The organism is Romboutsia ilealis (assembly GCF_900015215.1).
In the GTDB taxonomy this organism is placed as follows: Bacteria; Bacillota; Clostridia; order Peptostreptococcales; family Peptostreptococcaceae; genus Romboutsia; species Romboutsia ilealis.
Window position 1 is genome coordinate 261,400 of the sequence record NZ_LN555523.1, and the last position, 19,952, is coordinate 281,351.

The 19,952-nt window shown below is 28.2% G+C and carries 17 protein-coding genes; all 17 read left to right on the forward strand.

Going from position 1 to position 19,952, the window contains the following annotated elements; genetic code table 11:
• Positions 1–8: 8 nt before the first annotated feature.
• Positions 9–827, forward strand: coding sequence for a carbohydrate ABC transporter permease (locus CRIB_RS01235; RefSeq protein ID WP_180702753.1), 819 nt, complete (start codon positions 9–11; stop codon positions 825–827).
• On the forward strand, positions 814–2,106 hold the full coding sequence (locus CRIB_RS01240; protein ID WP_243633554.1) for an MBL fold metallo-hydrolase: 1,293 nt from the start codon (positions 814–816) through the stop codon (positions 2,104–2,106). Before CRIB_RS01235 ends, CRIB_RS01240 begins: the two co-directional genes overlap by 14 nt.
• A gap of 17 nt (positions 2,107–2,123) precedes the next feature.
• A complete protein-coding gene (locus tag CRIB_RS01245) occupies positions 2,124–3,392 on the forward strand; it encodes an ABC transporter substrate-binding protein (protein WP_180702755.1) in 1,269 nt (422 codons plus the stop codon).
• 260 nt (positions 3,393–3,652) lie between these two features.
• On the forward strand, positions 3,653–5,167 hold the full coding sequence (locus CRIB_RS01250) for a bifunctional metallophosphatase/5'-nucleotidase (RefSeq protein ID WP_180702756.1): 1,515 nt from the start codon (positions 3,653–3,655) through the stop codon (positions 5,165–5,167).
• A 377-nt stretch (positions 5,168–5,544) separates the two neighbouring features.
• A complete protein-coding gene (locus tag CRIB_RS01255; protein WP_180702757.1) occupies positions 5,545–5,967 on the forward strand; it encodes an N-acetyltransferase in 423 nt (140 codons plus the stop codon).
• Between the two features lie 471 nt (positions 5,968–6,438).
• Positions 6,439–7,242 carry a hypothetical protein gene (locus tag CRIB_RS01260; RefSeq protein WP_180702758.1) on the forward strand — a complete coding sequence of 268 codons (804 nt, stop codon included), beginning with the start codon at positions 6,439–6,441 and terminating at the stop codon, positions 7,240–7,242.
• 11 nt (positions 7,243–7,253) lie between these two features.
• The gene (locus CRIB_RS01265; RefSeq protein ID WP_180702759.1) at positions 7,254–8,384 is read left to right on the forward strand and encodes an ATP-binding protein; all 1,131 of its coding nucleotides are present in this window, start codon (positions 7,254–7,256) and stop codon (positions 8,382–8,384) included.
• A 3-nt stretch (positions 8,385–8,387) separates the two neighbouring features.
• The gene (locus CRIB_RS01270) at positions 8,388–9,797 is read left to right on the forward strand and encodes a vWA domain-containing protein (protein WP_180702760.1); all 1,410 of its coding nucleotides are present in this window, start codon (positions 8,388–8,390) and stop codon (positions 9,795–9,797) included.
• Positions 9,798–10,414: 617 nt separating this feature from the next.
• Positions 10,415–11,764 (forward strand): APC family permease, encoded by a 1,350-nt coding sequence (locus CRIB_RS01275; RefSeq protein ID WP_180702761.1) that lies wholly within the window; start codon positions 10,415–10,417, stop codon positions 11,762–11,764.
• A 354-nt stretch (positions 11,765–12,118) separates the two neighbouring features.
• On the forward strand, positions 12,119–12,625 hold the full coding sequence (locus tag CRIB_RS01280) for a superoxide dismutase family protein (RefSeq protein ID WP_180702762.1): 507 nt from the start codon (positions 12,119–12,121) through the stop codon (positions 12,623–12,625).
• A gap of 510 nt (positions 12,626–13,135) precedes the next feature.
• Positions 13,136–14,086 (forward strand): iron-hydroxamate ABC transporter substrate-binding protein, encoded by a 951-nt coding sequence (locus CRIB_RS01285; protein ID WP_180702763.1) that lies wholly within the window; start codon positions 13,136–13,138, stop codon positions 14,084–14,086.
• Between the two features lie 92 nt (positions 14,087–14,178).
• Complete coding sequence (locus CRIB_RS01290) at positions 14,179–15,192, forward strand: FecCD family ABC transporter permease (RefSeq protein ID WP_180702764.1); 1,014 nt, start codon at positions 14,179–14,181, stop codon at positions 15,190–15,192.
• A gap of 3 nt (positions 15,193–15,195) precedes the next feature.
• Entirely contained in the window at positions 15,196–16,209 is a 1,014-nt protein-coding gene (locus tag CRIB_RS01295) for a FecCD family ABC transporter permease (protein ID WP_180702765.1), read from the forward strand.
• Between the two features lie 35 nt (positions 16,210–16,244).
• The gene (locus CRIB_RS01300; protein WP_180702766.1) at positions 16,245–17,030 is read left to right on the forward strand and encodes an ABC transporter ATP-binding protein; all 786 of its coding nucleotides are present in this window, start codon (positions 16,245–16,247) and stop codon (positions 17,028–17,030) included.
• Positions 17,031–17,039: 9 nt separating this feature from the next.
• Positions 17,040–18,392 carry an MATE family efflux transporter gene (locus tag CRIB_RS01305; RefSeq protein WP_180702767.1) on the forward strand — a complete coding sequence of 451 codons (1,353 nt, stop codon included), beginning with the start codon at positions 17,040–17,042 and terminating at the stop codon, positions 18,390–18,392.
• Between the two features lie 219 nt (positions 18,393–18,611).
• On the forward strand, positions 18,612–19,400 hold the full coding sequence (locus CRIB_RS01310) for a threonine/serine exporter family protein (RefSeq protein WP_180702768.1): 789 nt from the start codon (positions 18,612–18,614) through the stop codon (positions 19,398–19,400).
• Positions 19,400–19,867, forward strand: a complete 468-nt coding sequence (locus CRIB_RS01315; protein WP_180702769.1) for a threonine/serine exporter family protein — start codon at positions 19,400–19,402, stop codon at positions 19,865–19,867. Before CRIB_RS01310 ends, CRIB_RS01315 begins: the two co-directional genes overlap by 1 nt.
• Positions 19,868–19,952 lie beyond the last annotated feature (85 nt).

Genomic DNA, 19,952 nt, shown 5'->3' on the forward strand with positions numbered 1-19,952 from the left:
GTGAAAAAATGAAAAAGGTTAATTTATTTTTATCAAAAACATTTATAGTCATAATGTCTTTAATTACACTGTTTCCTTTTGTATACATGATATTATCAAGTTTAATGACATTCCAAGAGGCAACAAGTATACCACCGACATTTATACCAAAAGAATTTCAGTGGGAAAACTTTAAGTTAGCAATGGAACAAGCACCTTTTGTTAGATATTTCTTTAATACAATAGTAGTAGCAGGGTTATCAACAATAGGAACTTTAATAACTTCTATTTTAGCAGCTTTTGCATTAGTTAAATTAGAGTTTAAATATAAAAATATTTTAGTAATGTCAATGGCAGCATTATTAATGGTACCATACGAAGTTACTGTATTTACTAATTATCAAACTATAGCTAATCTTGGATTATTAAATACATATACAGCTTTAATACTTCCATCGTTAGCAAGTATATTTTATATATTCTACTTAAAGAATTACTTAACAAGTATACCTTTATCTTACTACAAAGCTGCAAAAGTAGATGGATGTGGGGATTTAGAATTTATAAGAAGAATATTAATACCATTAGCTAAACCATCATTATTTACAATGGGTATATTAACTTTCATAAATGGATGGAACTCATTCTTATGGCCAATACTTGTGACAAATAATAAGGAAATGAGATTATTAAGTAATGGATTAAGTGCGTTTGCAACAGAAAGTGGTACAAATGTTCATTTACAAATGGCTGCTTCAACAATAGCAATAGTTCCAATATTAATTTTATATTTAATATTTAGAAAACAAATTATAAGAGGAGTTGTTAAGAGTGGTGTTAAAGGATAAAAAAACAAAAATCACGTTCCACAATGGTATTTTAACCATTGGTGGAACTATTATAGAAATAGCTTATGAAGATAGTCGTATATTCTTCGATTTTGGTAGTGAGTATGACCCAGCGTCACCTCATCAACCAAAAGATTTACAAGATTTATTAGATATGAATCTTGTTCCATACTTAGATAATATGTTTGATCCAAGTATAGAGTTAAAGGGATATGAATCTAAAGAAGATAAATTTAAAGATACAGCGGTATTTTTATCACATGTTCATTTAGATCATTCAAAAATAATTAACTATTTAAATCCATCAGTACCTTTATATATGTTAGAGGGAACAAAGTCATTACTTAATACATTAAATATAAATAACGACTTTTTATTCCCGCTTCATAATCAAGGGGAATCTAATGTAAGAGAGATAAATGGAGTTAAAGAAAATGAAGTAGTTCAAGTTGGAAAAATAAAAGTTAAAGTAATGCCAGTTGACCATGATGCATATGGTGCAAGTGGATTACTAATAGAAACTCCAGATTTAGTTATATCATATACAGGAGATATAAGACTTCATGGATATAGAAAAGATGCAACTTTAAACTTCTGTAAAGAAAGTGAAAATTGTGATGTTTTATTAATAGAAGGTGTTACAGTTTCTTTCCAAGAATTAAATGAAGATGCACGTGTGCCAGAAGATGAAAATGAACCAAATTTAATAGAAAAAATAAATAATATTGTAAGAGAAAATCCAAATAGACAAATGACTTTCAATTACTATATATCTAATATAGAAAGAATATTAAACATAATAAAAACTAATCCAAGAACTGTAGTTTTAGATGCATATTATTCTTATGTATTAAAACATGCAACAGGATATCAATCTTATTATTATCAATTAGATGACAAAGATTATGGATTAGACAAAAATTATGAAGTAGAGTTTGAAAAACTTCTACAAGACGAAGGTAGTTATTTCTGGCAATTAGATACACTTGCCATTGAACACTTTGATAGATTAAAAGAAAATGGAATTTATATTCATTCAAATGCAACACCACTTGGAGATTATGATCCAAAATATGCACCATTTGTAAAAAGATTCGAAGATAATAATATTGAATTTAATTTAGTAGGGTGTAGTGGACATGCTTATCCATTTGATTTGATTGAAATAATAGACTTAATTAAACCTAAGTTATTAATTCCTATTCATTCACATCATCCAGAAAGACTTTACAATAAGTCTGGCGATGTACTATTACCAGAAAAGAAACAAACAATATAATTTTGGAGGAGTTAGATATGAAATTTAAAAAGCTTACATCATTAGCATTATCTGCAGTATTAATGACTGGATTAATGACTGGATGTGGAAGTAAAAATAATACTTCATCTGAGGAAATTGTAACAGAAATAACTGAGCCAGTAGAGATATCATTCTGGCATGCAATGAGTGGAGATTTAGAAAAGACGTTAGAAAACTTAACTGATAAGTTTATGGAAGCTAACCCAAATATAACAGTAAATTTACAAAATCAATCAACTTACAATGACTTACAACAAAAAATGACTGCTACTTTAGCAAGTCCAAAAGACTTACCAACTTTAACTCAAGCATACCCACACTGGATGATAAATGCAATGCAAGATGAGTTATTAGTTGACTTAAAACCTTACATAGAAAATGAAACTATAGGTAGTGAAAACTATAATGATATATTAGAAGGATTTAGAACTTCTTCTGAAATAGATGGAAAAATATACGGAATGCCTTTTAATAAATCTACAGAAGTTATATGGTACAACAAAACATTATTTGATGAATTAGGATTAGAAGTACCTAAAACTTTTGAAGAATTTGCTCAAGTTGCAAAAACTATAACTGAGAAAAAAGGTATAGTTGGAGCTGGATTTGACTCTTTAAATAACTTCTACACTACTTACTTAAAAAATAAAGGTGTAGATTTCAATAGTGAAACAGATGTAACTAGTGCAGAATCAGTTGAAGCTGCTAACTATTACTTAGATGGTATAAAAGAAGGTTACTTTAGAATAGCTGGTACAGATATGTATTTATCAGGACCATTCGCTAATGAAACTTTAGGTATGTATGTTGGATCAAATGCTGGTGAATCATTCGTTAAGCAAGGTGTTGATGGTAAGTTTGAAGTAGGTGTTGCTCCATATCCTGCTGAGTCAGTTATGCAACAAGGGACTGATTTATATATGTTCTCAAGTGCAACAGCTGAACAAAGAACAGCTGCATTTGAATACTTAAAGTTCTTAACTTCAACAGAAAATCAAATAACTTGGGGTGTTGAAACTGGATACATACCAGCAACACACGCTGCTATATCATCTGATGAATACAAAAATTCAGGAAGTTTAGTATCATCTATATTAGAAGAAGCAACAAGTAAAAATTTATTTATAAATGATGTTGCTCAAGGTGTTGACAGTGCTTACAATGAATCAAGAGTTGTAATGGAAGATATATTAGCAGATAAAAACTCAGATGTAAAATCTAAATTAGAAGCGTATAGAAATACTTTAATGGGAATATACGAATAATATTTTAAACAGGGGATGTCTTAATTTTATTTAAGGCATCTTCTTTATTTATATGTAAGTATGCTCGATGATAATATAAGTATCCCTCCAAGCTAAAAAATTATCGCCAACGATACATCCTTGATACCACTTTGAGCAACGTATTAGTGAAGTATTTCGGATATATCCGTTGATTAAATGTCGGCTCATCTTATATACTATCATCTTCGCTAAAGTAATTTAGATATAAAAATTTTGATTTTAGAAAAAAGGAGAAAATTATGAAACTGGTTATTTATCAAACAAGTGATTTACATGGATATGTATATCCTACTAACTATGTAACAGAACAGCCCCTTGGAATTTTAAAAATAGGGAGTTATATGAAAAAAGATGAGTTAAATTATGATGCATCTTTAAAAATAGATTGCGGAGATTTAGTTCAAGGATCTGCTCTTACACATTATTTATATAAGCATGATATAGAAAGAAATCCTATTATTGAAGGGTTAGAAAATATAAAATATGATGCTTATGTTTTAGGTAATCATGAATTTAACTATGGATTAGATTATTTAAATAAATCATACTCTCCAGTATGTGATAAGATTATAAATGGTAATATAGAAGGTTTAGATTTTGATACAAAACCATATAAAATATTTGAATTTGATGGATTTAAAGTTGGATGTATAGGGTTTACAACATCATTTATACCTAACTGGGAAAGACCATGCAACATAGAAGGATTAAGTTTTAATGATCCTGTTGAAACATATGCAAAATATGAAGAAGAATTAAAGGAAAAATGTGATTTTATAATAGTATGTTATCATGGTGGATTTGAAAAAAGCTTAGAAGATAACACAACACCAACTGAAGCACTGACAAAAGAAAATCAAGGAAGCAAATTATTAGAAAAGTTCAATTCTATAGATATGGTTTTAAGTGGTCATCAACATAGATCATTTATTACTAAGATAGATAATAGAATATGTTCTCAACCTCTTAACAATGGTCAAAACTTCACAAAAATAGTTATAGATACAGAAACTAAAGAAATAAGCTATGAGTTAGTAGAAGTTAAGAATATTGATGTTGAAATTGATAAAGAACTTCAAAGTATATTTGATGATGTAGAAGCTAAATTACAATTATACTTAGATCAAGAAATAGGTAATTTCGATAAAGATATAATTGTTGATGATATATTCTTAGCAAGATTAAATGGACATCCGATTATAAACTTTTTACATGAAGTACATCTTGAAGCAGGAAATGCTGATATTTCTGCATTATCGTTATTTGATAGTACAATTGGATTTAAGAAAAATGTATCTATTAGAGATGTATTAATAAATTATCCTTACCCAAATACATTAAAAATTCTTAAAGTAAAAGGTGAGAATATCAAAAAAGCAATTGAAAAAGCAGCTACTTACTTTGTTTTAGAAGATAATAAAGTAGTTGTAAATAGTACATTTTTAGTACCTAAGGTTCAACATTATAACTATGATACATTTGGCGGACTTGACTATGAAATAGATTTAAATAGAGAGTTTGGAGACCGTGTTGTTTCTATGAAAAGAAATGGTGAAGATATGGATTTAGAAAAGTATTATAATGTTGTAATGAATAACTATCGTGCAACTAATACTTCTATATATCCTAGTTATGAAGGAGCAGAAGTTGTAGGTGAAGTAAATATAGATATAAGTGAAATTATAATAGACTATATACAAGATAAGAAAATGATTAAATCGGAAGATAAGTGTAACTATAAAATTAAGTACTAGAAAAATATCAAAAATAAGTATAAAAGTGAACTTAGTAAGAATTTAGAGAAGTTGAATAATTAGATAGATAATTCATATTCGACTATAATTTCTAGATATTAGTACTGCTTTATTAATAATAGAGAACTTGATTTACTTAGATTAAATTTAACTTTTAACTTTAAAATCATAAAAAGATATTATACTTTAAAGTTTAATTCAAAATGCGGATATTAAAGGACATTTTGAATTAGACTTTTATTATAGTGTATGATATATTAAGACACATTGAGGGGAAAAGAACACTTGATATAGACTTAGGATTTGGGTGTGATTTAGATATATAACTAAATAAAGTGATTAATAAAAATTTAATAATAAGTAGGGGGTTATATACTATGATAAGAAAATTAGAAAATAAAGATGTAGATATAGTTATGAATATATGGTTAGAAACAACTATAAAGGCTCATGATTTTATATCAAAAGAATATTGGGAGTCTAACTATGATATGGTAAAAGAAGTTTATATACCTGCGGCAGATAGTTTTATTTATGAAGAAAAAGGGAATATTAAAGGTTTTATATCAGTTATAGATAAAGAATTTATAGGAGCTTTATTTGTAGATAAAAAGTATCAAGGATGTAGTATCGGTAGTAAATTGATTAGATATGTGGATAGTATATATAATGGATTAACATTATCTGTATACAAAGATAATAGTAGAGCTGTTAATTTTTATAAAAATATTGGATTTGATATAGTTGAAGAAAAGATTAATGAAGATACTGACTGTATAGAATACTATATGAAAAAATAAAGATTTCTAATATCGCTATAGAAAGTTAATATGTATAAGTGTAAATATGAATAATTATTAAGAGTATTTAAAGAGATATAAGATGTTGATTGAAAAATTAATATCTTTTTTTTATGATTAAGGATATTATAATACTTAAAAAAATGTGGATAAATTCTGAATGTAAGTAATATCAACAAATTGGTTTTGAGCGTAAAAAAGATTTTGAAATACTTCGCCCACGCAGTGGCTCAAGCAACGGACGAAGTCGTTGGCGACATGAAATGTTTCGCCGACACGTCGCTCAAGCGAAGCGAATTTTTTATCAGTAAATTATATTGAATTTATCTAAGTCTATTGTGGGTTTAGAGATTTTTATTATATATTGGTATAATTATTCTGTTTAAATTAATAAAAAAAGTATATTAATTATAATAAGTAATAATTATATTTAAATAAAATTAAAAATGAGCATAAAAAGAAAGGCGTACTATGGAAGAATCAAGAATCATAAAAATGATAAATAATAATCCTAGCATTATTTCAACAATAAATAATCCAACCGATGAAATGAAACTATTAGCTATAAAAAAAGATGGATTAACATTAGAGTATATAGAAAATCCAACTATAGAAATGCAGCAATTGGCATTAGATAATAATATTAGAGCTATTAGATATATAGAAAATCCTACGGAATCAATGATGATAAAGGCTGTAAATGCAGGATGGAGTATATTAGAGTATATAAAAAATCCGACAGATAAAGTAATTGAGTTAGCTATAAATCAAGCTGGATGGGCTATAAAATATGCTAAAAATCCAAGTGAAGAACTACAATTATTGGCTGTTAGAAAAAATTATGACTCAATCAAGTTTATAAAAAATCCTTATGAAAGTGCTCAAAAAGAAGCTTTAAAAATAAGTTATGATGCATTAAGATATATTAATTCACCAAGCCATAATATAGAAATTGAGGCTATTAAAAATAATGAGGCGGCAATTAGCTTTATACATAACTTAGATAAGGATAAAATATTAAATTTCTTAAAAGAAAATATTTTGGTAATTAAATATGTTGCAAGAGAAATATCAAAAGAAGACTTGGAAGAAGTGTTAAAAGAAGTTTTATCAAAAGAAGAAGTCGAAGAAAAATATGTTAGAGACTTGTTAAATTGCAGTATGATAGATAGAAATAGTAAAAACTTTGAAATAGACAAGATAATGTTTATTTATAAGTATGGTAGTAAGAAAGCAAGGAAAATAGCAGTAGATGAAAAATTAAAGATGATATAGGAGATAGACAGATGAATTTTATAGATACATTAAAGAGCGTTAACTTAGTATTATCGACGAATGAAGTACCACTAGTAGTAGGAGAAAGTGGAATAGGAAAAACAGCATTAGCAAGAAAACTTGCAGGTGATAATAATTGGAGCTTAGTAGTTATTGATGGAAATTTACTTAAAGAAGGTGAAATAGGTGGACTTCCAACTATAGAATCTTACACAATAACTAACTCTAAGGGAGAAAAATTAGAAAAGAAAATCACAGTGTATGCAGTTCACAATAAATTAAGAGAAATTGATGAAGAAATAGCTAAAGGAAAGACAGTTCTTTTATTTATAGATGAAATAAACCGTTGTGAACATACAGTACAACAGGAGTTAATGAACTTAATATTAAATAGAGAAATAAATGGATATAAGTTACATGATGATGTAAAAATATTAGCAGCAATGAATCCATCAAGTAAATATGGTTCAGATTTTGATTATCAAGTTGTTGATATGGATGCAGCTCAAGAAAATAGATTTGTATGGTTAAACATGGAACCTGATTATACACAATGGTTAGATTGGGCAATGAATGCAGGAATAGAGCAAAAGGTTATAGAGTTTATATCAACATTCCCTGAATATTTACACAGAATAAATGAAGATGATATACGTGCAACTCCAAGAAGTTATGAAAGAGTTTCAAAGAGTTATAAGATTTATAAAGATCAGAAAGAATCTATACCTAGATCAGTATTTTTAAATGTTATAAAAGGAAATGTGGGAAAGGTTATAGCAGAGGAGTTTATAAGTTTTGTTGAGTCTGATTGTAGTCCGTTAATATCTTATGAAGATGTGTTTTCATGTGAAACATTAAATTCAAATATAATAGAGAAAGTAAAAAGTGAAAGTCACACAAGACTTTATTTATCAGCAATGAATATTTTAAAAACATTAGAATTAAATATTAAAAATGATGAGAATAATTCAACAGATTATGTAACTAGGTTTATAGAGTTTTTAAAATTATATCCTATAGATTTAATGGTTGGAATTATGAAGGATATAAAAAGTAGTTATGCTGAAGTATATAAAAGGGCTATAGAAAACGAAGAATTCGTAGAATTATACTTTGAATCTTATAATATGATAAGGGGATAATCTATGGAAAGTTATTTTGATAAACAAGCTAAATACCTTTATGATAAAGCTGAGGAGATAATAAACACTTATGCTATGTTAAAGTCAAATAAAAAAGGTGAAAAATTTGAAATAGATATACCTCAAGATTTCAAAAATGAATTTTTTAAACTAGTAGATAAAGTTAACTTAAGTCTTATGGAAGATAAAGATAACTTTTATGGTTATTTTTTATTTCAGACTTTAAGAGATATTAGATTTGATATAAGTAGTCCAACTGCTGTAAACTTTAAAGGTGCTAAATATGTAATATATTTTAATCCAATAATCTTTTTAAGTCTTGATATGAAACAGATGGAAAGTACTATTAAGCATGAAATACTACATATACTATCTCTGCATTTATTAAGAGGAAAAGAATTAAAAAATAAGTATAGTACACTGGCAATTAATATTGCAATGGATGTAGTAGTAAATCAATATTTAAACTATTTACCACCATATGCAACAACGCTTCAATGGTTAAACTCAAATTATAACTTAAAACTTGAACCATATGAGTCTTTTGAATATTATGTAGAGAAGATTCAAATGGAACTTGATTTACAAGAAGTTGATGAAAATGGTGAAGAAGTTGATAATCATGAAAATGAAAATATAGAAACTGAATATAATCCAGAGCATACTCATGATGTTTGGGAAGAATCTGATGAGATAGATGAAAAAACTCTTAAAGAATTTACAGAGAAATTTGTTAGTTTATCTCAAAAAGGTGAAGTACCAAACTATTTAGGAGGTTTGATTTCGGCTTTAAAAAATAGTAAGGGAGAGTTACCTTGGAATTTATATCTTAAAAAACTTATGGGTACAGTTGAAAGTAATAAAAAGAAAACCATAACAAGAAGAAATAGAAGGCAACCAAATAGATTAGATTTAAGAGGAGAACTTAGAGGTCATAAAGCAGAAATAGCTGTTGCACTTGATACAAGTGGAAGTATTAGTGATGAAGAGTTTAAACAAGCTATTAAGGAAGTTCTTAACATAGTAAAAAACTATAATCATGAAATTACTATTATAGAATGTGATAATGAAATTAGACGTACTTATAAAGTTAAATCTGTAAAAGATATAAAAGAAAGAATTAATATAAGAGGTGGTACTAAGTTTACTCCAGTTTTTGAATATGCTAATAAGAAAAAACTTAATTTATTAGTTTATTTTACCGATGGCAAAGGTGAAGATAGGTTAGAGGTAATACCTAGAGGATATAAGGTTTTATGGGTTATTTCAGGAAGAGGAGATAAATTATCATTAAATAATCCTTATGGAGCAGTTAAAAAACTTAGCAAGGTTGAAGTTAAAGAAGATACTATAGATATGAGTGATGTTAGAGATGATGGATACTCAATGAATAATCAACAACCAATGTTATAAAAATTATTATTTGGATTATTCCTACTATCTTATAGTAAATATTTAAATTTAGGTTATGTTTTAACACAATGTTGAAATTAGATAAATTTTGAACAATAAAAAATCAAGAGTTGTATGAATAAACAAATACAACTCTTGATTTTTTTATACTTTGAATTTTTTATTCAATTTCATCAATTTATTCAATTATATTCTTCTTAATTCTACATCTTTCAACATTTTTTATGTTAATATTTTTATTACTTGCTATATTCTTTATAACAACTTTGTAATCAATATTATAAAATTTAATACAACAAAAAGAGAAATCATAATATGAATGTTTTAAGTCAAAATAAAAACAAGAAATTTGTAACAGGTTGGCTTACATGATGGGACCTTCATTATTAGTTGATAATATTGAATATGGAGTTGCTTGGTGGTATGTATTAGCATTCATAATAGTATGCTACAAAGCCTTAATAGTTGCTTCTAATAGGTATGACTAAGTTAAACAAAGAAAGAATATCAAACTTAGAAAATAATTCTACAAAAGAAGTTATGTAATAAATAATATTAATTAATGTAGTTATAATAATTATTATTAAAATTTAAAAGCATGAAAGGAGCAAAATCAAATGGAGAAAAAACAACTTCAAAAAAACTTAGGTGCTGCTGCTGCTTTATCAACAGTTGTTGGTATGGTTATAGGTGGTGGAGTATTTTTTAAACCACAAGCAGTTTATGAAATAACTGGTGGAGCACCAGGACTTGGAATGATAGCATGGGTTTTAGCAGGTATCATGACAATAACTGCTGGACTTACTGCAGCAGAAGTATCAGCTGCAATACCTAAAACAGGTGGAATGATGGTATATATAGAAGAAATATACGGTAAAAAACTTGGTTTCTTAACTGGATGGATGCAATCTGTATTATTCTTCCCAGCTACAATAGCTGCTATATCAGTTATGTTTGGTCAACAAGCTGCTATATTATTAGGTAATGAATCTTTAGTAATACCTATGACAGTAGGAGTTATATTATTAATAGGTATATTAAATACTTTTGGTTCTAAAACAAGTGGTGCAATACAAACTGTATCAACTGTATGTAAATTAATTCCTCTTGTATTAATAATAGTATTCGGATTTATAAAAGGTGGAGGAGATAATCCTATAGTACAACCTTTAGTTGCAGAAGGTATAAGCCCAACAGGAGTAATAGGACAATTATTAGTTGCTATATTATTTGCTTACGATGGATGGATAAACGTTGGTACTTTAGCTGGTGAAATGAAGGATCCAGGAAAAGATTTACCAAAAGCAATTGTTGGTGGTTTATCTTTAGTTATGGCTGTATATGTAGTTATAAACTTAGCTTACCTTTGGGTATTACCAGCTAATGAATTAGCTCAATATGCTTCTCCTGCTTCAGCAGTTGCAACTGAATTATTCGGACCAATAGGTGGTAAAATAATAACTGTTGGTATATTAATATCTGTATTCGGATGTATAAATGGATACCTATTAACTGGACCAAGAATAATTTATACATTAGGACAACAAAAATCTATACCAGTATCATTTGGTAAATTAAATAAAAATGATGTTCCAGCTAACGCAACATTATTAATGGCTGTATTATCAGCTTTATATGCATTATCAGGACAATTTAACTTATTAAGTGATTTATCAATGTTCGCTGTTTGGTCTTTCTATGTTTTAACATTCATAGGTGTTATGAAACTTAGAAAAACTCATCCAAACTTAAACAGACCATACAAGGTACCTTTATATCCTATAGTTCCATTAATAGCTATATTTAGTGGATTATTCGTTGTATTAAACCAATTATTCTTCGCTGGTGCTAAGAGTACAATGATGTCTTTAGGAGGAGTTATCGTAACTCTTATAGGTTTACCTGTTTATTCTTATATGACTAAAAAGTATGCTAACTCTGATAACGATATAGATAAAGCTGCTTAATATAATAAAAGAGCGTAGACAAAATCTACGCTCTTTTATTTTTAGCTTATTTTATTTTGCTAACTTTATTTAAAATATTTTTTATATCTTCAACTATACCAACATCTACTAACTTATTTTTAAACTTATATCTAATTATATATAATATATACTGTATAAAAAAATATGAGCAGATGCTCCTATCCTTTTAGTTCAGAATATATAACAATTGCGAAGTTAATTATATTGTATCATTTCCAACACTCATTTAAAACATAGCCTAATAATAAAATGTAAAGAGACAATATTAACATAAAATAAGGATAAAGCATAATATGTATCGTGATAACTGATTATATTATTAGGAGGTATATTATGGATATATCTTGTCCCAAATATGATATTCAAAAGATATTTTCTGGATATGACCCATCTAGACCAAATGCGTATGCTCAAATAAAAGGTGGACCTTTAGCACCTTGTATAAGAGGAACTATATATTTATACCAATTAGGTGAAGGAGTATATATAAAGGTATATATAACAGGTATCCCTAATGTAAACAATCAAGCTAGTTCTTTTCATGGATTTCATATTCATGAAGTTGGAGATTGTTCTATTGGTAATGATAATGAGCCGTTTACTGCTGCAAAATCTCATTATAATCCTAATAATGTAGAACATCCTATGCATGCAGGTGATTTACCACCAATTTTATCTGCTAATGGTATAGGAATCCTTTCAACATTTACTAATAGATTTACTGTAGATGAAGTTATAGGTAAATCTTTTATAATTCACTCAGGATATGATGATTTTACTTCACAACCAGCAGGAAATTCAGGTACGAGATGGGCATGTGGAGTTATTGATTATTATTAGAACTTAAAGTATAAATCTTACATTACTAGCTTATATTAATAAATCATATAATTAAATAATATAGATATAGATAGAAAAGTTCTTGAAATTATATCAAGAGCTTTTTTACGTACAAGAAAATTATGATATAAAATTTTTTGTGGATAACCTATTAACATAAGCAAGATCACTAACTTTATAAATGTAAAAATGACATTTTGAGCAACGGATGTATCCATAGCGGTAGCTAGGATATATCGTTGGCGACATGAAATGTTTCGCCAACACGTTGATCAAGCATAGCGAATTTTTTATTGTTATTAGAAATTATAAATAAAAGTTTTATTAGTTAGTTAAAGGGTATATAAAATATAGTAGATATAATATTATTTATAAAATATGTAGATAATTTATAATATTTTCTACTAATTTATATTGACGATAGAAAACTATATGATATAATAAAAATATAAAATAAGTGATAATGATTATTAATAATATACGAATTAAAAAATCAATAGGAGGAGAGATATGAGAAAATTAAAAGTATTTGTTGCGTTAAGTTTAACAATAGCTACTCTTGGAATAGTTACTGGTTGTTCGGGAACTAATAACAATGAAGGGAGTAATAAATCAGAAACAAGAATAGTAGAAACAGTTAAAGGAGAAGTTGAAATACCAGCTAATCCACAAAGAATAGTAGATATATCAGGAAACAGTGAAGAATTAGTATTATTAGGATATACTCCAGTAGGAACTTCAAATGTTGACTCATATAAGCCAGATTCAGTACCAGCATATATGGAAGACAAATTAGGAAATACTAAAGTAGTAGGACATGCGATGGAAGATACTGCAGATATAGAAGCAATACTTGGATTAAACCCAGATTTAATAATAATGGCTCCAAGACAAGAAAAGATATATGATCAATTAAAAGAGATAGCACCAGTAGTTATGTTAGATGACGAGTATAATGACTGGGAAGGAAAATTAATGGATGTAGCTGACATATTTGACAAAGAAGATGAAGCTCAAAAATGGTTAGATACATACTATGCAAAAGCTAAAGAAGTTGGTAAAGAGATAAAAGCTGCAAATGGTGAAGATGAATCATATGTAGCAATATCAACAGACTTAGCAAATGGACAATTCTTTGTATTTACTAGCGGAGGAATGGGAACAGTGTTAAGTGAAGATATGGATCTTAAGCAACCAGAAAAAATACCAGCACAAGATTCTATAGAATTACCTAAAGTTACTCTTGAAGGTTTAGATGAAATAGATGCTGATAATATAGTACTTATAGGAAGTGAATCTGATAAAGCTGAATTAGAAAATAACTCTGTATGGAATGAAATAGATGCTGTAAAAGACGGAAATGTTACATTCTTAAACAACAGTCCATATTTCAGTCAACCATATAACCCAGTAGGAAGATTATTAATATTAGATACGATAAAGAATGAACTTGTAAAATAGCTTATAGATAAATAGTAGGTGAAAGGGTATAAATATCTTTTCACCTACTATTTATATTTAGAGGTAAATATATGTAAATTTATGGAGGATAAATGAAAAAGATTAATAGAAAGAAAGTCGCATATATACTTATGCTTGTAGGTATAGTATTGTTACTAGTTGGAATAGGAACCTCTATTTCTTTAGGAGCAAAAAATATAGACTTATCAACAATAGTCAATAGTATATTACATGATAGTAATGATATAAATACTAAAATAATTAGAGATGTAAGAATACCTAGAGCTATTGCAGCAGCTCTTGTAGGAGGATTTTTAGCAGTAGCAGGTGCAATAATGCAAGGTATAACTAGAAATCCTATAGCAGAACCATCTGTAATGGGGATAACACAAGGTGCTACATTTATGATAGCTGTGGCTTTAGTTATACAAAGAATGTTTCCAGATTTAATAATAAGTAGTTTTACAATGATGATGTTTGCATTTGCAGGTGCAAGTATAAGTGGACTTTTAGTTTATTTTGTAAGTTCAAGAAGTATGAGAAAAGTAGACCCTGTAAAACTTGCGCTGGCAGGAACGGCATTGGGTACATTATTAATATCATTAGCTATGGGTATATCAATGTACTTTAACTTATCTCAACAGCTTACGTTCTGGATATCGGGAGGAGTAACTGGAGCAAAGTGGAGTAGTATAACACTACTTGCCATAATAGGAGGAGGAGCTTTAATTGGAGCAATACTTATGGCACCTAAAATAACTATACTAAGCTTGGGTGAAGAAATAGCTATAGGATTAGGACAAAAAACAAATAAAATAAGATTTATAAGTATATTACTAGTAATATTATTAACTGGTGCGTCTGTTTCTGTTGCAGGTAATATAGTTTTTGTAGGACTTATAATTCCACAAATAGTAAGAGGAATAGTTGGTGCAGATTATAAATATATAATACCAAGTTCCATGGTATTTGGTTCGGTTTTACTAGTATATAGTGATATTTTAGCAAGAATGATAAACCCACCATATGAAACTCCAATAGGTTCATTAACTGCATTATTAGGAGTACCAGTATTTATCTATCTTGTTAGAAAGGATACAAAATAGATTATGAATATAAAGAAAAATAAAAAATTTATAATAGTTATTGCTATATTAGTAGCAATGATATTTGGGACTTTTTTAATTAGTTTAAATATGGGTTCATTATCAATATCACCTGGTGATGTTATAAAAACATTAATAGGACAAGGCACAAAAGCACACGAAATAGCAATATTTAAATTAAGATTACCTAGAATAGTAATTGGAATACTTGTAGGAACAGCATTAGCAGTAGCTGGTACTATACTTCAAGGTGTTACGAAAAATGATTTAGCAGACTCAGGGATACTTGGTATAAACTCAGGAGCTGCATTATTCGTTGTTATATATATATTCTTAATGAATGGAAATGTATATGATGGTGTAAGTAACCTTACAATATTTACAATGCCAATAGTAGCTCTTAGTGGTGCATTATTTGGAGCATTTTTAATATATATACTTGCATGGAAAAACGGAATAAATTCATCAAGATTATTATTAGTAGGGATAGGTATAAATATAGCCTTTACATCAATACTTACTATTTTCCAATTAAGATTTACTACACAAGAATTTAATAGAGTAATGGCTTGGACAAACGGAAGTATATGGGGAACTAACTGGAATTATGTTATAGCAGTTTTACCATTTATATTAGTAATTACTTTATTAGCAATGTATAAATCAAGATATTTAGATGCACTAAACTTAGGTGATGAAGTAGCCACTGGTTTAGGTGTAGAAGTAGAAAAAGAAAGAGTAAAATTAATAATACTTGCAGTTGTACTAGCAGGGGTTGCAACGTCTGTAGCAGGAAGTATCGGATTTTTAGGATTAGTTGCACCTCATATAGCAAGAAAGTTAGTAGGACCAAAACATAAAAAATTAATACCTACGGCAGCACTTGTAGGAAGTACAATACTTTTAGTGGCAGATACTATAGCAAGAAATATAATAGCACCTAGAGAATTATCAGTTGGTATAGTAGTAGCGATAATAGGTGTACCATACTTTATTTATCTAATGTTAGCAGACTAGATAATATATAAAATTAGACTTAAAAGGAGATAACTATGAGCTGTATAAGTACTAAAAACTTAAACATTTCTTATGGAAATTTAGATATAGTAAAAGATTTAAATTTAGATATACCAAAAGGTAAAATAACTACAATAATAGGTTCAAATGGTTGTGGTAAATCTACAATATTAAAAACAATAGCAAGAATTATACAAGCAAAAAGTGGAGATATATTTGTAAATAATATAAATATAAAAGAACAAAGTCCAAAGGACTTGGCTAAAGTAATGGCGGTTTTACCTCAAAGTCCACAAGCACCAAGCGGGCTTACAGTAGAAGAGTTAATAGCTTACGGAAGATTCCCTCATCAAAAGGGATTTGGAAAAATGAGAAAAGAAGATGAAGATATAGTAACATGGGCACTTAAATCAACTGGAATAGAAGAATTTAGAGATAGACCTATAGAAGCTTTATCAGGAGGGCAAAGACAAAGAGCTTGGATAGCTATGGCACTAGCTCAACAAACTGAAATACTTATACTTGATGAGCCAACAACATATTTAGATTTAGCTCATCAATTAGAAATACTAAAGTTATTAGAAGAGTTAAATAAAAAGCAAGGTACAACTATAGTCATGGTTATACATGAACTTAACAATGCTGCTAGATTTGCAGACAATATGATAGGTGTAAAAAAAGGACAAGTAGTTTGCCAAGGAACTGCTCATGAAGTTATGACAAAAGAAAACTTAAAAGAGTTATTCAATATAGATGCTGAGATAGTTGAAGACCCTAGAAATAACAAGCCTGTATGTTTAACTTATGATATGTTAGTTTAGGAGATTTATATGGAAAGTCAAGTAGTAATAAAAGATGAATTAAAAGAAGAGAAAATTTGGCGTTTAATTATAAAATATTCAGTACCAGCTATTTTAGCGATGATGATAACGTCTTTATACAATACAGTGGATAGAGCATTTATAGGTTCTATGAAAGATATAGGAGCATTGGCTATATCTGGACTTGGCGTTACAATGCCAATACTTACAATACTAGGTGCATTTTGTGTTGGTCTTGCAGTTGGGGGAAGTACAAATATAGCAATTAAACTAGGAGAAGGAAATAAAGAAGAAGCTGAAAAATCATTAGGTAATACTATAGCAATAGAATTATTAGTTGGTATAGTAATGATGATAATATCAGTATTCTACTTAGAAGATATACTATACTTCTTTGGAGCGAGTAATGATACCATAAAATACTCAATGGATTATATGAGTGTAATAATGTGTGGTGCATGGTTTAACTTACCAGGATTTGCAATGAACAGTGTCATAAGAGCTGAAGGAAATCCTAAACTTGCATCTAATATGATGATAATAGGTTGCCTACTTAATTTAATACTAGATCCAATATTTATATTTGGATTTAATATGGGGATTAAAGGAGCAGCAGTAGGAACTGTAATATGTCAGTTAGTAATTTGTTTATGGTCAGGATATTACTTTACTTTTGGTAAATCAAATTTAAAGTTAAAATTAAAAAATATAAGAATAGAATCAAAAATAATAAAGGGAATTGTAGTAATAGCTTTAACACCATTTTGTATGGAACTTGCGTCAGGATTTATACATTTAATAACTAATAAAGTTCTAAAATTATATGGTGGAGATTTAGCAATAGGTGCTATGACAGCTATAACATCTATAAACTTATTATTTATGATGCCTGTATATGGAATAAGTCAAGGTATGCAAACTATAATTGCATATAATTATGGTGCTAAGCAATTTGATAGATCTAAAAAAGCATTATCAATAGGAATATTAGGGGCAATTGGAATTTTATCATTTGGGCTTATATCGATTTTATTATTCCCTAAACAGTTTATAAGTATATTTACTAAAGATGCTAGACTTATGGAGTTAGCATTAAATGGAATATCTATTTACTCATTAACACTACCTGCAATAGGTATATGCATATTAGGAACGGTTTATTTCCAATCGATAGGTAGTGCAAAAAAATCAATAGTACTTAGTTTATTAAGACAAGTTATTGTATTTATACCATTAATATTGCTAGTACCGAAGTACTTTGGACTAAATGGAGTATGGGCAGCTCAGCCGTTAGCAGATATAGTGTCAATGATTATAATAGGATTATTCTTGATAAAAGAATTTAAAGATTGTAAATTATAGAGTTTAAATTTAAAGATTATATTAAGTATTGAAATTTTATAATACTCATATCCATTGGATATGGGTATTTTTGATTTATAATGAATATAAATGTATTAAAGGTTAAATATAATTAAATATGTATAAAATATTATAAAGATAAAAAATATTACTTTATACATTTGAATTGAAGTGATATAATTTAATTTTAATAAAAAATAATGAATGAGGATGAAATTTATGATTGAGAAAAATACTCACGAATATAAAAAAGATGTTTTAAGGTTAGCTACATTTATAGGTCAACTTATGCTTAGCAATGGAGCTGAAACGTATAGGGTGGATGATACTGTAAAAAGAATTTGTAGTTCACGAGGATTTACTCATATAAATGTATTTGTGGCGCCTAACACAATTATAATATCTGATGATAGATTTGATGGATATACATTTATGAAAGTAATAGAAAGTAGATGTATAAATTTAAATAAAATAGACTTATTAAATGATTTTTCTAGAAGGTTTGTTAGTCAAGCTGACATGTCAGTAGGTAATGCAATAAAAGAATTAAAAAATCTAGAAGAAAAATCACCACATACACAAAGAGCTGTAAATATATGGACAGCAATTGGTTCTTCTAGTTTTGCTGTATTAGCTGGAGGGGATGATGTATTAACATTTATGCTAACTCTTATAACATCAGTAATGGCTATGATTATATATAATGAAGTTAAGAAAATAAGTAATATACCTGTTTTTGCTACATTAGTATCGTCAATAATTATAGGTCTTTGCGGAGTAGGTCTTGTAGAGATTGGAATACTAAATACACCAAAGATGTTGATAGTAGGGTCTATAATGCCACTTTTACCAGGAGTACCATTTATAAAGGCTATAAGAGATTTAGTATCAGGAGAGCTTATGTCAGGAGTAGGACGAGCGATTGATGCAGGAATTATTGCCACAGCTATTGCAGTAGGTGTAGGTATAGCAATGAATATATATGTTAGATTTGGAGGCGTATTATAATGATTTGGATGCCTATGTATATACATGTGATATTTTCATATTTAGCAGCAGTTGGGTTTGCAGTATTTTTGAACTCTCCTAAGAAAACACTTTATGTAGCTGGTGGTATAGGAATGATATCATGGGTAATATATGTACTTTTAATGAGAATTAATATTGATATGATGACTTCGAATTTTATAGGAGCATCTATTGCAGCTTTACTAAGTGAAATATTAGCAAGAAAGATGAAAAAACCTACTATATTATTTATAGTTCCTGGAATAATAACATTAATACCAGGTCTTGGACTATATAATACAATGTCTTATGTTGTAGAGGGAGATTTTCAATTAGCTTTTACTACAGGAGCTAATGTTCTTTTAGCAAGTGGAGCAATAGCCCTTGGAGTTATTGTGATTTCGTCTTTATTTAGGACATACTACAAAAATTTAAAAGAGAGGTTACACATTAATAAAGCTTCATAAATTTAAATTTTTACTGAAATAAATATTTAAATTAAAAAAGATATTGGCAAAAATGCTAATATCTTTTTTATTGTAATAAATCATG

Coding starts and splice junctions, on each gene's coding strand:
- CRIB_RS01235 (WP_180702753.1), top strand. CDS start 9: ATGAAAAAGGTTAATTTATTTTTATCAAAAACATTTATAGTCATAATG.
- CRIB_RS01245 (WP_180702755.1), top strand. CDS start 2,124: ATGAAATTTAAAAAGCTTACATCATTAGCATTATCTGCAGTATTAATG.
- CRIB_RS01250 (WP_180702756.1), top strand. CDS start 3,653: ATGAAACTGGTTATTTATCAAACAAGTGATTTACATGGATATGTATAT.
- CRIB_RS01255 (WP_180702757.1), top strand. CDS start 5,545: ATGATAAGAAAATTAGAAAATAAAGATGTAGATATAGTTATGAATATA.
- CRIB_RS01260 (WP_180702758.1), top strand. CDS start 6,439: ATGGAAGAATCAAGAATCATAAAAATGATAAATAATAATCCTAGCATT.
- CRIB_RS01265 (WP_180702759.1), top strand. CDS start 7,254: ATGAATTTTATAGATACATTAAAGAGCGTTAACTTAGTATTATCGACG.
- CRIB_RS01270 (WP_180702760.1), top strand. CDS start 8,388: ATGGAAAGTTATTTTGATAAACAAGCTAAATACCTTTATGATAAAGCT.
- CRIB_RS01275 (WP_180702761.1), top strand. CDS start 10,415: ATGGAGAAAAAACAACTTCAAAAAAACTTAGGTGCTGCTGCTGCTTTA.
- CRIB_RS01280 (WP_180702762.1), top strand. CDS start 12,119: ATGGATATATCTTGTCCCAAATATGATATTCAAAAGATATTTTCTGGA.
- CRIB_RS01285 (WP_180702763.1), top strand. CDS start 13,136: ATGAGAAAATTAAAAGTATTTGTTGCGTTAAGTTTAACAATAGCTACT.
- CRIB_RS01290 (WP_180702764.1), top strand. CDS start 14,179: ATGAAAAAGATTAATAGAAAGAAAGTCGCATATATACTTATGCTTGTA.
- CRIB_RS01295 (WP_180702765.1), top strand. CDS start 15,196: ATGAATATAAAGAAAAATAAAAAATTTATAATAGTTATTGCTATATTA.
- CRIB_RS01300 (WP_180702766.1), top strand. CDS start 16,245: ATGAGCTGTATAAGTACTAAAAACTTAAACATTTCTTATGGAAATTTA.
- CRIB_RS01305 (WP_180702767.1), top strand. CDS start 17,040: ATGGAAAGTCAAGTAGTAATAAAAGATGAATTAAAAGAAGAGAAAATT.
- CRIB_RS01310 (WP_180702768.1), top strand. CDS start 18,612: ATGATTGAGAAAAATACTCACGAATATAAAAAAGATGTTTTAAGGTTA.
- CRIB_RS01315 (WP_180702769.1), top strand. CDS start 19,400: ATGATTTGGATGCCTATGTATATACATGTGATATTTTCATATTTAGCA.